General features: G+C 71.4%; 9 protein-coding genes. 7 read left to right on the forward strand and 2 right to left on the reverse strand.

What is annotated here, in order from left to right; genetic code table 11:
• Positions 1 to 54 precede the first annotated feature (54 nt).
• Together G4D85_RS41655 and G4D85_RS41660 are read left to right on the forward strand one after the other, a co-directional pair.
• Positions 55 to 1,179, forward strand: coding sequence for a response regulator transcription factor (locus G4D85_RS41655; RefSeq protein WP_164019834.1), 1,125 nt, complete (start codon positions 55 to 57; stop codon positions 1,177 to 1,179).
• 13 nt (positions 1,180 to 1,192) lie between these two features.
• Positions 1,193 to 2,344, forward strand: a complete 1,152-nt coding sequence (locus G4D85_RS41660) for a metallophosphoesterase (protein WP_164019835.1) — start codon at positions 1,193 to 1,195, stop codon at positions 2,342 to 2,344.
• Between the two features lie 4 nt (positions 2,345 to 2,348).
• On the opposite strand, the gene G4D85_RS41665 is transcribed toward G4D85_RS41660, so the two are convergent.
• The gene (locus G4D85_RS41665; protein ID WP_164019836.1) at positions 2,349 to 3,695 is read right to left on the reverse strand and encodes a thioredoxin family protein; all 1,347 of its coding nucleotides are present in this window, start codon (positions 3,693 to 3,695) and stop codon (positions 2,349 to 2,351) included.
• Positions 3,696 to 3,803: 108 nt separating this feature from the next.
• Here G4D85_RS41665 and G4D85_RS41670 point away from each other — a divergent pair, with 108 nt between their 5' ends.
• The 5 genes from G4D85_RS41670 to traB all read left to right on the forward strand — a co-directional run bounded on the left by G4D85_RS41670 (position 3,804) and on the right by traB (position 11,398).
• The gene (locus tag G4D85_RS41670; RefSeq protein WP_205525932.1) at positions 3,804 to 5,546 is read left to right on the forward strand and encodes a GTPase domain-containing protein; all 1,743 of its coding nucleotides are present in this window, start codon (positions 3,804 to 3,806) and stop codon (positions 5,544 to 5,546) included.
• A gap of 173 nt (positions 5,547 to 5,719) precedes the next feature.
• Complete coding sequence (locus G4D85_RS41675; protein ID WP_164019837.1) at positions 5,720 to 6,115, forward strand: helix-turn-helix transcriptional regulator; 396 nt, start codon at positions 5,720 to 5,722, stop codon at positions 6,113 to 6,115.
• Between the two features lie 88 nt (positions 6,116 to 6,203).
• Positions 6,204 to 7,277: a hypothetical protein gene (locus G4D85_RS41680; RefSeq protein ID WP_205525933.1), complete on the forward strand. Its 1,074-nt coding sequence runs from the start codon at positions 6,204 to 6,206 to the stop codon at positions 7,275 to 7,277.
• Positions 7,278 to 7,517: 240 nt separating this feature from the next.
• Positions 7,518 to 9,758, forward strand: coding sequence for an outer membrane exchange protein TraA family protein (traA, locus tag G4D85_RS41685; RefSeq protein ID WP_164019839.1), 2,241 nt, complete (start codon positions 7,518 to 7,520; stop codon positions 9,756 to 9,758).
• Positions 9,755 to 11,398, forward strand: a complete 1,644-nt coding sequence (gene traB / locus G4D85_RS41690) for an outer membrane exchange protein TraB (protein ID WP_164019840.1) — start codon at positions 9,755 to 9,757, stop codon at positions 11,396 to 11,398. The genes traA and traB overlap by 4 nt, the downstream gene beginning before the upstream one ends.
• Positions 11,399 to 11,460: 62 nt before the next feature.
• Here traB and G4D85_RS41695 read toward each other — a convergent pair whose 3' ends face one another.
• On the reverse strand, positions 11,461 to 12,291 hold the full coding sequence (locus tag G4D85_RS41695; RefSeq protein WP_164019841.1) for an Ig-like domain-containing protein: 831 nt from the start codon (positions 12,289 to 12,291) through the stop codon (positions 11,461 to 11,463).
• Positions 12,292 to 12,321: the final 30 nt, after the last annotated feature.

Here is a 12,321-nt window from a genome sequence, read left to right on the forward strand (position 1 = left end):
ATCCCGGGTCGCCCCTGACGTGGACCCCGCCCGTGAGGGTATACTCAGCAAATCTTGATCCGTTTGAATTCCGAGGAGCAGGGCCTGCTGGCGGACCTTGAGGTCCTGCTGGCGGAAGCCGAGCCCAGTGCGGAGTCTCTCCCCATGGTGCTGGGCGCCCTGCGCGAGGCGCTGAAGGCGGAGCGGGCCCTCGCCTACGGGGTGGATGTGGGCCCCGAGCGATACAACGCCAGCTACTCCCACTGCGCGGGCTTTTCGCTCCCGGGCGCGACGGTGCATGGGGCGCTGGATGGCTCCATGTCCGCGGTGGGCGACCCCTGGGGCTGGTTCGATCCGGCGAGGCCGGAGCCGGCCCAGCGCAACCGGGCGTTGCACTTCCGCTCGCTGGCAGAGACGGAGTCGCAGCGGATGCCGCTGCCGGACCTGCCCGCGGGCGAGGTGGGGCGGCGGCTGGGCTTGAGCGAGGGTGAGCTGGAGACGGTGCGCGAGCGGGCGCTTACCCGCTCTGGCGCCGTGTTCCGGCATCTCGGCGTGGAGCACATGGCCTGGCTGCGCACGCTGGTGTGCGAGGGCCCGACGCTGCTCGGCTGGGTGGGAATCGGCCGGGGCGAGCCCTTCACGGACCGCGAGCAGCGGCTGCTCCAGGCGCTGACGCCGGCCCTGCAGCGCCGGCTGGCGATGGAGACGCGGCTGCGCGAGTCGGGGCTGATGTCCACCGCGCTGGAGGTGGCGATGGAGGCGCTCGGGCGCGCGGCCTGGGTCGTCAGCGCCAGCGGCCGCGTGGTCCACGCCAACAGCGCCGGCAAGGTGCGGCTGGAGCGCGGCGAGCCGGAGTTGATGGAGCAACTGAAGCGCGGCGCCCAGGGCGTTCCCTGCTCCGGCCCGCTGACGCTCACGCCGCTGCGCACCCCGGGCCTGCCGTCGCACTACCTGGCCATCGACACCGGCACCGCGTCCAGCGCCGCCGCGCGCGTGCATGCGCATTCGGCGCGCTGGTCCCTCACCGCGCGCGAGTCGGAGGTGCTCACCCACATCGTCCAGGGCGAGACGAACAAGGCCATTGCCGGGCGGCTGGGCTGCGCGGAGCGCACCGTGGAGGTCCACGTCACGCACCTGCTGAGCAAGGCCCAGGTGGAGAGTCGCTCGGCGCTCATCGCCCGCTTCTTCCAGACCTCCTGAGGCCGGAGCCGACGTGTCCAGCCGAATCCAGGCCGCCCTCACCCGAGCCGCCGAGGCCGTGGCGAAGGGCCCCCATTCGACGCCCGCCGACGGCCGCCCCCGGAAGCGGAGGCTCGTCATGGGCGACCCGCAGGCGGACCTGGGCCGCGTGCTGGCCATCCTCGCGCACCAGGACGTGCTGGGAGATGACGGCTGGCTGCGGCCGGACGTCCAGCTCGTCTCGGTGGGCGACCACTTCGACTGGGGCAAGCCGAGCGAGCGCGACGCGGCGGCCGCCAGTGCGCTCGCGCTGGTGGCGTGGCTGGCCGCGCACCCGGCGGACCAGGCGGTGATGTTGCTGGGCAACCACGACCTGGGCCGCGTGGGCGAGCTGGCGGGCTTCACGGAGGCCACCTTCGCCGCCGCGCAGGCCGAGGCGGACCGGGCCTACGTGGGCGGCGACACGGATGAGGCGGCGGAGCGCGCCTTCCTCGCCCGCTGGCCCAACGTGCCCACCGCGGAGCTGGTGGCGCGCGACTTCGGCAACTTCCGCGAGGCGCAACGCACGTGGGTGGAGTACCTGCTGCGCGCGCGGCGCTTCCGCGTGGCCCACGCGGCCGGGCCCGGGCTGCTGGTGCTGCACGCGGGCGGCACCCACGAGGACCTGGACGTGACGGGCCTGCCGGCCGCGCGACGGGCGGACGCGGGCGCGGTGGCGGACGCGCTGAACGCGGCGATGGACACGGCGGTGGCGGCCTGGACGGACGGGCCGCTGGCCGTGCCGGGCCTGCACCAGCCGGGCGACGCCCTCAAGGGAGAGGGCGTGGGCATCTTCTACCAGCGCCCCAGCCTCAAGCCGGAGGACGCCGAGCGCGTGCGCACCACCCCGCGCCGACGCTTCGACCCGAGGCGGCTCCCCGCCGGGCTGACGCAGGTGGTGGGACACACGCGAGACAAGCGCAGCCGCGAGCTGCTGGGCTTCCCGACGGCGGAGACACGTGACGGCGTGGTGCGGCACCTCGTCACGGACGGCACGCGCGTGCACTACGCGCACGGAGCACCGCCGCCGGTGAAGCCGGGCGAGGCGGTGCTCGTCTTCACCGACGGGGGCATGCGCGAGTGCCCGCCCGAGGACTTCGAGCTGTTCGATTTGGACACCCGCGCCGCCGCCCGCGGGCCAGGCTGAAGCGCTACTTCGGCTGGAGGCCGGCGAGCTTCTTCTCCAGCCCGGCCACCGCGCGCGGCGACACCTGCGAGGCGGGCAGCGTCTTCGCGAAGGCGATGGCCTCCTCCAGCGTCTTCACCGCGCCGGCGGAGTCCTTGCGAGCGACCAGGATGTCCGCGCGGCCGGAGAGCACCGAGAGGCGGCGCGCACCCTGCACGAGGGCCAGCGCGCGGTCGCTCGCGGCGAGGGCGTCATCCAGCCGCCCCTGCAGCCGGTACAGCGTGGCCAGCCGCGCGGGCGGGTTGTAGTCCTGGGGCAGGTCCTTCTCGCTCTGCTCGAGCGCCGGAATCGCGCGCTCGGGCGCGCCCAGCTTCATCGCGGCCACCATGCGGTGCGAGTCGAAGACGGAGCGCGCGTCCGGGTTGGGCGCCTTCGCGGCCTCGGCCTCCAGGTACTTCAGCCACTCCTCGGAGAGGGCCTTCACGCCGGCCTCGTCCTTCTCCGCCTCGCGCGCGGCCACGCGCATCTCGTACAGGCCGGAGCGGTCATCCGCCGCCATGTCGATGGCCGGCGGCGCCAGGGCCTCGGCCACCTTCGCCTCCGTGGCGACGCGCAGCTCCTTGCTCGCGGCATGGTCCTCCGGCAGCCCCAGCGCGCAGGACAGGCCTAGCAGCGCGCCATTGGCCCAGGACAGAGAGCGTTGCGTCTTCGGCAGCTCCTCCAGCGCCTTGCGCGCGCACGGCTCGTACAGCTTCGCGCCGTACATGGCCGTCAGCAGCGACTCCACCGCGCGGCCCCGGCGGGACCAGTCGGCGGGCGCCTCGGCCAGGGCCTCCGACAGCGTCTCGGAGGCCTCCGCGGAGCGCCCCTCGCCGTACAGCGCGTCGCCCCGGGCCAGCAGCGCCTCGGCGCCGGTGACGCCTCCTTTATATGCGCGCTCGCCGTCCTCGAAGAGCTTCTCCAGCTGCGCCACCGTGGCGCTGCCGGCGAAGCGCAGCAGGGCCTTCTCCTGGCGCGGGTCGATGACGTACAGCGTGGGCCAGAACTCCACGGGGTACTTCTCCTGGAAGGCCGCGTTGGACGTCAGGTCGGTGTTCACCTCCAGCCAGACGAAGCGGCCGGCGTGCCGGGCCAGGGCCTTGTCGGACAGGACGTAGGCCTTCATGGAGCGGCAGGTGTGGCACCACGGGGCCCAGACGTCGACGAAGAGGGGCAGCCCCTTCGCCTTCGCCTCGGCGAGCGCGCGGCTGTAGTCGTCCTCGATGAAGGGCAGCGGGGCCCCAGCATGGGCCTCGTCCGCGGGCGCATTCGTGGTGGCGGCGGTGCAGGCGACGAGCCCCAGCAGGAGCAGGCAGGCGGCAGGGATACGCATGGGGAGACCCTAGCGCTACTTGCCCGCGTCTGTCCTCGGCTGACACCCGTGAGTGAAGGCTGCTGGGCAGGGCCCCGCGTGCGTGCTCTGGTGCGCGGACTTCCGGTGATGAGAGACCCGTACACCCTGCGCACCTCCCTCGCGTCCGCCCTGGACGCCCTGCCCGTCCCCGAGCGCTTCCCGGAGGCGCCGGACGCCGACGCCGCGCGCCGCCTCGCCGAGCGCCTGCGCCGGGATTTGCTTCCCCGGCTGGGCTCCGCGGACGCGCCCCTGCTGCTGGTGGCCATCGCCGGCCCCAACAACGTGGGCAAGTCCACCCTCTTCAACTCGCTGGTGGGCGCGGCGCTGTCCCCGGCGAGGCCCGAGGGCGGCCTCACCAAGCAGTGCCTGGCGGCGGCGCACCCGGAGACGTGGACGGGGGCGCTGAAGGACTTCCTCACCCGGCGCTACGACACGGTGCCGGTGGCCTCGGGCGACGTGGCGCCGGTGGACCAGGCGGGCCCGGCGGGGCGGCTGTACCTGGTGCTGGCGGACGCGGTGCCACGCGGGCTGCTCGTCATGGACACGCCGGACTTCGACAGCGTGTACCGCGACAACCGCGAGCGCGCCGAGGCGCTGCTCGTCACGGTGGACGTGCTCGTCTTCGTGGTGAGCCGGCAGACGTACCAGAACGCCGCGCTGGTGGACTTCCTGCGCGCGGCGGTGGGGCACGGGCGGCCGTACCTCCTCGTCTACAACGAGGCCACGCGCGAGGAGGTGGCGCGCGGGCACCTGGACAAGCTGGCCTCGGACGTGGGCCACCCGCCGCTGGCGCGCTACCTGGCGCCGCACCAGCCGGACGTGGAGGCGGGGCTGAAGCCGCTGGCCACGCAGCCCCTGGACGGACGGCCTCCGCTGTCCGCGCTGCTGGGACAGGCCGAGCACGCGCGGGAGCTGAAGGCCCGGGCGCTGGAAGCGTCGCTGGCGGATGCGCGCGCGGAGCTGGAAGTGGTGGCCAGGGCCGCGTCGCGGGCCGGGCAGGAGCCGGAGCGGCTGCGGCAGCGACTGCGGCACGAGCTGAATGGCGTGGGCGGACACGCGGCGCTGAAGGCGGTGCCGGCGGACATCCTCATCGACGCCTTCCGGGACGAGCTGGACGCACGCAGCAACTTCCACAAGTGGGTGCGACTGCCCTTCCGCGGGCTGGCCACGGCGCTCACCTTCGTCAGCCGCAAGGTGCGCCAGTCCTTCACCGGACCGGAGCCGGAAGGCACGGACACGCCCACGCACGCGGTGGACGACTCCATGAAGGACGGTGTGCGGAAGCTGGTGGACGCCTTCGCCCCGGAGGTGGCCGCCTGGCGTGGGGACGACGAGACGCGCGCGAAGCTGGCGGAGGCCTTCGGCCCCGTGATGCTGGCGAAGCTGGAGGAGCCCCTGGGCTTCGACTCGCTGCATGCGCACGCCGCGGACCGGGCCACGCTGTATGCCTTCTGCCGCGAGCTGGTGGGCGCGGAGCTGCAAGGGGGCATGCGCGAGGAGCTGCTCCAGGCGCTGACGACGCTGGTGTACTCGGTGCCCTCGGGCGCGGCGGCGGCGGTGACGGTGGCCACGGGAGGCTTCGGCCACGACGCGGTGGTGTGGGCGGGCACGCTGCTGTCCACGCCCCTGATGGAGCGCTTCGTGGACCTGCTGGGCGCGCAGGTGCGGGCCCGCGTCACCCGGCAGTGGGCGGACGCGCACGGAGCCACCCTGGCACGTGCGCTGGAGGCGCGCTTCTTCGCGGACGTGCTGCGTCACCTGGACGGGCTGGCCGGTGATTGGACGCGCACGGCGGCGCGGCTTGACGAGGCTCGGGCCGGTCTTTCCTGACGAGGGGCCACGGCCACGCCACCGGTGGGGTAGGGGCTCCCGTCCCGATGGGAGAAATCGGTTCGGGACAGCAACCTGCCGGGTCTTGCAGCCAGCCCCACTCCGCGTGTCCTGTGCTCCCAATCCATTAAGTCGTATCTACGGCCCAGAACTTTACAGGATGGGCCAGGGGTATGCTCGGTGAGCGCGAGAAGTCGTCACTGAAGAAGACGCTGGGCAAGAATGCCCAGGCGGCACGCGTGCGCCAGGAGCTGACCCAGGCGGACGTCGCCGAGCGCATCGACCTGGCCACCGAGGTGTACGGCCGCATCGAGCGCGGCCGCGCCTTCCCCAGCATCCCCACCTTCTGGCGGCTGTGCCACGTGCTGCACGAGTCCGCGGACCGGATGCTGGGGCTGCCCGCGGGCACCATGCCCCCCAGCCCCTTGCAGGTCGCCGAGCCGCCCCCGCCCTACGCCGAGCACCCGCCCGAGCTGCGCCGCCTCATCCGCACCCTCCAGGGCTTCGAGCCCGACGAGTGGCGCGCCCTGCGCAAGCTCCTGGTGACGCTCAAGAAGCAGGCGCGCTGAAGCTCCCGGCGGTCACAGGGCAGGCAGGCGGGCACGGTGTCACTCCGTCCGTGCGCAAGCGGCGGCAATGCGCGATGCTGGAGCCGTCATGAATGGCTCGGACTCGGCCGCCCCGGGCTCGCCACCTCTCGTCCTGTCCTTCCGCCACCTGCTGACCGAGGCGGTCAGCACGTTCCTGGATGAAGCCCGCATGTCGTGCGCGCAGACGGCGGACTCCATTGGCGAGCTCATCGTCACGCTGTCGCGCTACCGCGAGGAAGGCGCGCCGCTGTTCCCCATGGCCTTCGTCTGTGACGACCTGGGGCAGATGCTGGCGCAGCTGGGCGGGCATGACCCCATCGCGATTGGCATCGGTCCCCGCTCGCGGGCCACGATTCAACGGGCGCTGAAGCAGTGCGCGCCGCTGGGTCAGGGCCGCTGGTGGGCGCTGTACCTGCTGCGCGTGCCGGAGGGCTTCGCCTACGGCGTCTTCCGGACGGACCCGTTCCCCCTGGCCGAGACACCGCTGGAGCGCCTGCGCCGGGCGGACGAGGCCGGGGCAGGGGTGATTGGCGTGCTCCAGCTCGCGGACAACGTGCTGGAGCTGCGTGCGTGCGGCGGGCTGTGCCGGCACGTGTACCTGTCCGGTGCGCGCGTGGATGCGTCCTCGCCGCCGGAGGTGCTGGATGAGCTGGCCGATGCCGTCACGGATGGCGTGGCCACCGCGAGCCGCGAGCGCGCCCGGGGCTTCTTCCGCCGCGTCCTCTTCGAGGTGATGCAGGGCTCGCACGGCACGCTGGTGGCGGTGCTGCCCCGGGAGCGCGCGGGCTCGATGCTCTTCGTGGACGGAATCATCCTGCCGCGCCCGCTGGACATCGTCGCGCTGCTGGAGCGCTACCACGCGGACCCCACCGACAGCGCGGCCACCGCCGTGCGCGCCACGGCCCAGCTCCTCCGGGGAATGATGGCCACGGATGGAATCACCGTGCTCCGCGCGGATGGCTGCATCGTGGGCTACAACATCTTCGTGAGGCACCCGGAGACGCTCACGAGCCAGCCCTCCAGCGTCGTCGGAGGCGCGAGGCGGAGAACCTTCGAGGTACTCTGCGCCGCCCTCGGCACCGAGCTGACCGCCGCGCTCATCCGCTCACAGGATGGGGACGTGAGCTGCCGCCGGGCGTGAGTGCGCGGGTCCTGGCTTGAAACAGCCGACCTCGGAGGCGCGGTGGTGGGAGCCGGAGACACATGTTTTCTGCCCGGAATTTCACGCTGTTCATGGTTATCAAGCCGAGTCAGGTGTCCACCGCGTTACGAGCCGGCTGGAGAACCTGCTACGTCAGGTCAGTGACTCAGTACGTTTCACGTCGCGCGGCAGACGCTTGAATTTGCTCTTGTCAGAGGAATCCAGCATTCTTACGCCGCTTTGAAATCCCCCCTGTTCCGCATCGCGCGTACCGCGCTCACTGTGCTGTCGGTGTGTCTCGCTGGCGTCGCCGTCGCAGCGAAGCAACCGGCGGTCGTTATCTCCGGACTTCCCGTGGCGCCTTCGCCAAGCGAAGTCGGCACCGGACTGTGCAGGGCGTCGAGCGAGTCACTCGCTCCGAACGTGGACTTCCCCGCCGATGACGTCAATTTCATCCGGGACATGAATTCGTTCATGGAGACGAGCCGGGACCGCCGCTCGACGTCCGTGCTGCGCATCGTGTTCGACCAGTCGAACAACGCCACTCAGGGCGACCCAACCGACCCCACCAATCCGCAGCCGAGTTATGGGGACTTCGAGAACTCGGTGGCCGGCTGTGGCAGGGGTGGGTGCACGTTTCCCCAGCGCCAGTTCGCTCCACTTGGCGCCCGCTACCGGGGTTACATCAACGTCACGCCTCAATGGGTCGGCGTCCCCATCCACTTCGGCTTCTACACGGACGATGGGGTCGCCTTCGTCATCTATGACCGGGCCGCGAATGCACACCGGGTCATCAATCTGCCTCCACAGCGGTTCTTCCCCACGTGGCGTACAACCAATAGCGTCACGTTCCAGAACCCCGGTCTCTATCCGGTCGAAATCCTCTATGCGCAGGGCGGAAGCGCGGCTGCGCTGGAGTTCTCGACTTACGCGGGAACCTTCACCGACTTCGAGTCGGAGTACGTCACCCCCCCTGTCGTCAAGCTGAACGCTTCAGGCTTCGCCCTGGCCCCGCCGGAGCTGTTCTTCCAGACGGAGAACGGTCGCCCCTCGTTTCCAGAGGATATCGACCGTTGCGAGCAGTGCAGCCGCGAATTCGCCAACGATCCAGGCAACGGTGGCTGCGACCCGTTCTACTACTGCAACGCCGCCGCGCTCTGTGCGCCATGCAACTCGGCCCTCAAGTGCGGCGATTCCTGCGCCCCCTGCGGTCTGTCCACGCCCTACTGCGCAAACATCAATGAACGCACCCAGTGCGTGCAGTGCACCGAGGACAGCCAGTGCGCCAACGGCCGCTGCGACCTGACGGACAACAGCTGCCGCGGCTGCAATGACGACGGCGACTGCCCGAACGGTCGATGCGACATGACGGACAACGTCTGCCGCGGCTGCAACGATGACGGTGACTGCCCCGACAACGGCCGCTGCGACACGGCGACCAACCAGTGCACCGGCTGTAACGACGACAGCGACTGCCCCGGCTCCGTGTGCGACGTGGCCGCCTCCACCTGCGTGGAGTGCACCACCGACGACCACTGCCCCGGCGACCAGGTCTGCGACCCGAACGCCAACGAGTGCAACGAGTGCAATGACGACTCGCAGTGCCCGCGCGGAGAGATCTGCTCCAGCCACCAGTGCACCCCCTGCGCCACGGACGACTCGTGCGCGGGCAACTCCTGCAACTGCTGCCCCAATGGCACCCAGTGCGCGGCCCTGACGCCCGGCGCCTCTCCGTCCTGCGTGGAGTGCACCACCAACAGCCAGTGTGCTCCGGGTCAGGTGTGCGACGCGCTCAACGGCACCTGCGTGGACTCGGTGCCCGAGTGCAACACCGCCGACGCCTGCGGCCCCGGCTGCGCGAAGTGCCCCGGCGAGCGTCCCTTCTGTCTGGACGGCGAGGTCTGCGTCCAGTGCCGCAACGACATGGAGTGCAGCGACGGCCAGTTCTGCCTCAGCGGCGAGTGCACCGCCTCCACCACCGACCGGCACTGCGGCGTGCGCGGCACCGCCTGCGAGGGCGACACGCCCTTCTGCCTCTCCGACGGCTCCGTGCAGGGCAGCGCCTGCGTGGGCTGCCGCGACGACAACGACTGCGGCAGCGGCCAGTGCAACCCCACCACCCGCACCTGTGACAACGCCGGTGCGTGCGCGGTGACCTGCAACCAGGGGCTCGTCTGCAACGGCAGCACCTGCGTGGAGTGCTTCGCCGACGCGCACTGCCCCTGCGGCGGCACCTGCGACGTCTCGACCAACAGCTGCTCCACCTCCTGTGAGGACAGCGGAGACTGCCTCGGCGTGCAGTACTGCTCGCCGGATACGCAGGAGTGCGAGCGCGGGCGCCGCAAGCCCGGCACCAAGCCCCAGGGCGGTGCCTTCTGCTGCGGCACCACCGCCGATGCCACTCCCGCCGGAAGCACCACCGTCCTGGTGCTGCTCGCCGCCGGCCTCCTGCTCCTCCGCACCCAGCGCCGCGCACGATGAAGCCCTCGCACCTTCCGCTCCTCCTCCTCGCGCTGGGCCTGTCCACCGTCGCCACCGCCCAGCCGGACACGCGCTTCAACGCCCAAATCTTCCGCCCGTCCGGCGCGCCTCAGGACCTGGTGGTCGTGACGCAGTCGCGCCCGCTGTCGCACCTGTCCGTGGCGGGAGGCCCGTACCTCAGCTACTCGCTCAACCCGCTGACGCTGGTGCCCGAGGGCGGGGACCTGGGGAAGATTTCCCTCGTCGGCAACCGCCTCCAGCTCGACGCCATGGCCAGCGTGGGCCTGTTCGACTGGGCCGAGGTGGGCGTCGACATGCCGCTCATCCTCGCGCAGGGCGGAGAGAACCTGGAGGTCATCGGCACGGAAGGCAGCGTGGAGAGCTTCGTGCTCGGCGACCTCCGGCTCACCGGCAAGGTGGCCGTACCCGGCCTTCGCAGGCCCGCGGAGGGCAAGGGCTTTGGCGCGGCGCTGACGCTCAACGTGAGCTTCCCCACCGGCGCCCAGGAGGCCTTCGCCGGTGACGGAGAGATGACGTGGGCACCGGGCGTCGTGCTGGACTACCGCTTCGGCAACGGCATCCTCATCGCGCTCAACGGCGGCTTCTGGAAGCGGCCGGACCACGTCTTCAACGGCGTGTCGGTGGGAGACATGATGCCCTTCGGCGTGGGCACCGAGGTGCCCATCATCCGCGGCAGCGGCATCACCGCGGTGGGCATGGTGCACGGCGCCGTGGGCCTGGAGAAGCTTCCGGACGAGCCCCGCCAGGTGCCCGCCGAGCTGCTCATCGGCCTGCGCTGGTACAGCTCCACCGGCCTCACCTTCACGTTCGGCGGTGGCGCGGGCTGCGGGTGCTCGCTCGCGTCGCCCACGCTGAGCTTCTTCACCTCCATCATCTGGGTGCCGGCGAAGACGCGCGAGTGGGAGGCGCTGGAGCGCTTCAAGGAGCCTCCCGAGCCCACCCCGCCGCCTCCGCCGCCGGTGGACCCGGACGGAGACTCGGTGATTGGCGGAGGCGACCTGTGCCCGGACGTGGCGGGCCCCGTGGGGAACTCGGGCTGCCCGGACACGGACAGGGACGGCGACGCCGTGGTGGACCGGCTCGACAAGTGCCCGGACCAGCCGGCCGGCAGCCGGGGCCGCGACGGGTGCCCGCTCGCGCGCCGCGACGGGAACAAGATTGTCATCCTGGAGCAGGTGAACTTCGCCACGGACCAGGACGTCATCCTCTCCGAGTCCTTCCCCATCCTGGAGGAGGTGGCCCGGGTGATGAACGAGAACCCGGAGGTCGACCGCATCCTGGTGGAGGGCCATACCGACTCGCGCGCGAGCGACGCGTACAACCTGGAGCTGTCGCGGCGGCGCGCGGCCAGCGTCATGCGCTTCCTCATCGAGAGCGGCGTGGTGGCGGAGCGGCTGTGCTCGCAGGGCTTCGGCCGCAGCCGGCCGCTGGCCGACAACGCGACGGAAGAGGGCATGGCGCTCAACCGCCGCGTCGAGTTCACCATCCAGCCGCCGAGCGACGGGCCCCGCCCGCCGTGCCCGGAGGAAGGGCTCGACAAGAAGGGCAAGCGCATCCGCGTGAAGCCGCCCCTGTTCAAGGGGAAGGAAGCGGCTCCGGCTCCGGCCCCGAAGAAGTAGACGCGCCCCTCCTCTCACCGAGGAGGAGGGGCTGCTGTCACGAGCGCGGGCAGCACCCCGCGCTACGGAACGACGAACTCCGCCGCCGAGCGCCGCCGTCCCGCGACGACGGAGACCACCGCGCGGCCAGTGCCCACCGCCGTCACGCGGCCATCAGGCGACACGGACACCACCGCGGCATCCGAGGTGAACCACTCCAGCGGCACGCTCTCGAGCACGACGCCGTTGCGGTTGTAGGCGCGGGCCTGGAGCTGCACGGACTGGCCCCGCCGCTGGAAGGCATGGTGGGTGAGATTCAGGCCCAGGCGCGCGAAGTCCGCCGGCACCACCTGCACGGCGATGGCGCGGCTGAGGTGTCCCAGGATGGCGGTGACGGTGGCGGTGCCGGGACGCCCGGCCACGAGCTGACCGTCCTCCACACGCACCACCAACTCGTCGGAGGTGCGGAACTCGGGGACGGCGTCCGGGAGCGCGTCGCCCTGCTCGCTCCTCGCCACCACGCGCAGCTTGATGACGCGACCCACTTCCATGAAGTCCGCGCCTGGAGCCCTCACGTCGAGCGAGTTGAGGATGGTGAGGTCCAGCGGAATCGCCGTGCGAATCTTGCCGCCGGTGACGCCGATGGTCGTCTTGCCGGACTTGCGCACCGTCACCACGCCGTCCTGGACGAGGGCCACGTCCGTGGCGGAGCTGGTCCACCGCAGCTTCGGGTCGGACATCCGCTGGCCCTCCGTATCGAGGACCACGTACTCCAGCTTCACGTTCTGGCCCGGAGTCCGCAGGTACTTCGTCTCCAGCGGCTGGACGGTGATGGTGCCAGGGGACGGACCGCAGGCGCTCAGCAGCCCGAGGACGAGAACAAGGACGGAACGGAAGGGAAGGCGCGTCTTCACGGCGGATGGGGGCGGAGAGCAGCGGCCATA

Origin of the sequence: Pyxidicoccus trucidator (genome assembly GCF_010894435.1) — a bacterium.
GTDB classification, from domain to species: Bacteria; Myxococcota; Myxococcia; order Myxococcales; family Myxococcaceae; genus Myxococcus; species Myxococcus trucidator.

Bases quoted from the DNA above. Each gene is read 5' to 3' on its own strand.
- traB (WP_164019840.1), top strand. From the start codon at position 9,755: ATGAAGCCCTCGCACCTTCCGCTCCTCCTCCTCGCGCTGGGCCTGTCC.
- G4D85_RS41670 (WP_205525932.1), top strand. From the start codon at position 3,804: ATGAGAGACCCGTACACCCTGCGCACCTCCCTCGCGTCCGCCCTGGAC.
- G4D85_RS41680 (WP_205525933.1), top strand. From the start codon at position 6,204: ATGAATGGCTCGGACTCGGCCGCCCCGGGCTCGCCACCTCTCGTCCTG.
- G4D85_RS41665 (WP_164019836.1), bottom strand. From the start codon at position 3,695: ATGCGTATCCCTGCCGCCTGCCTGCTCCTGCTGGGGCTCGTCGCCTGC.
- G4D85_RS41675 (WP_164019837.1), top strand. From the start codon at position 5,720: ATGCTCGGTGAGCGCGAGAAGTCGTCACTGAAGAAGACGCTGGGCAAG.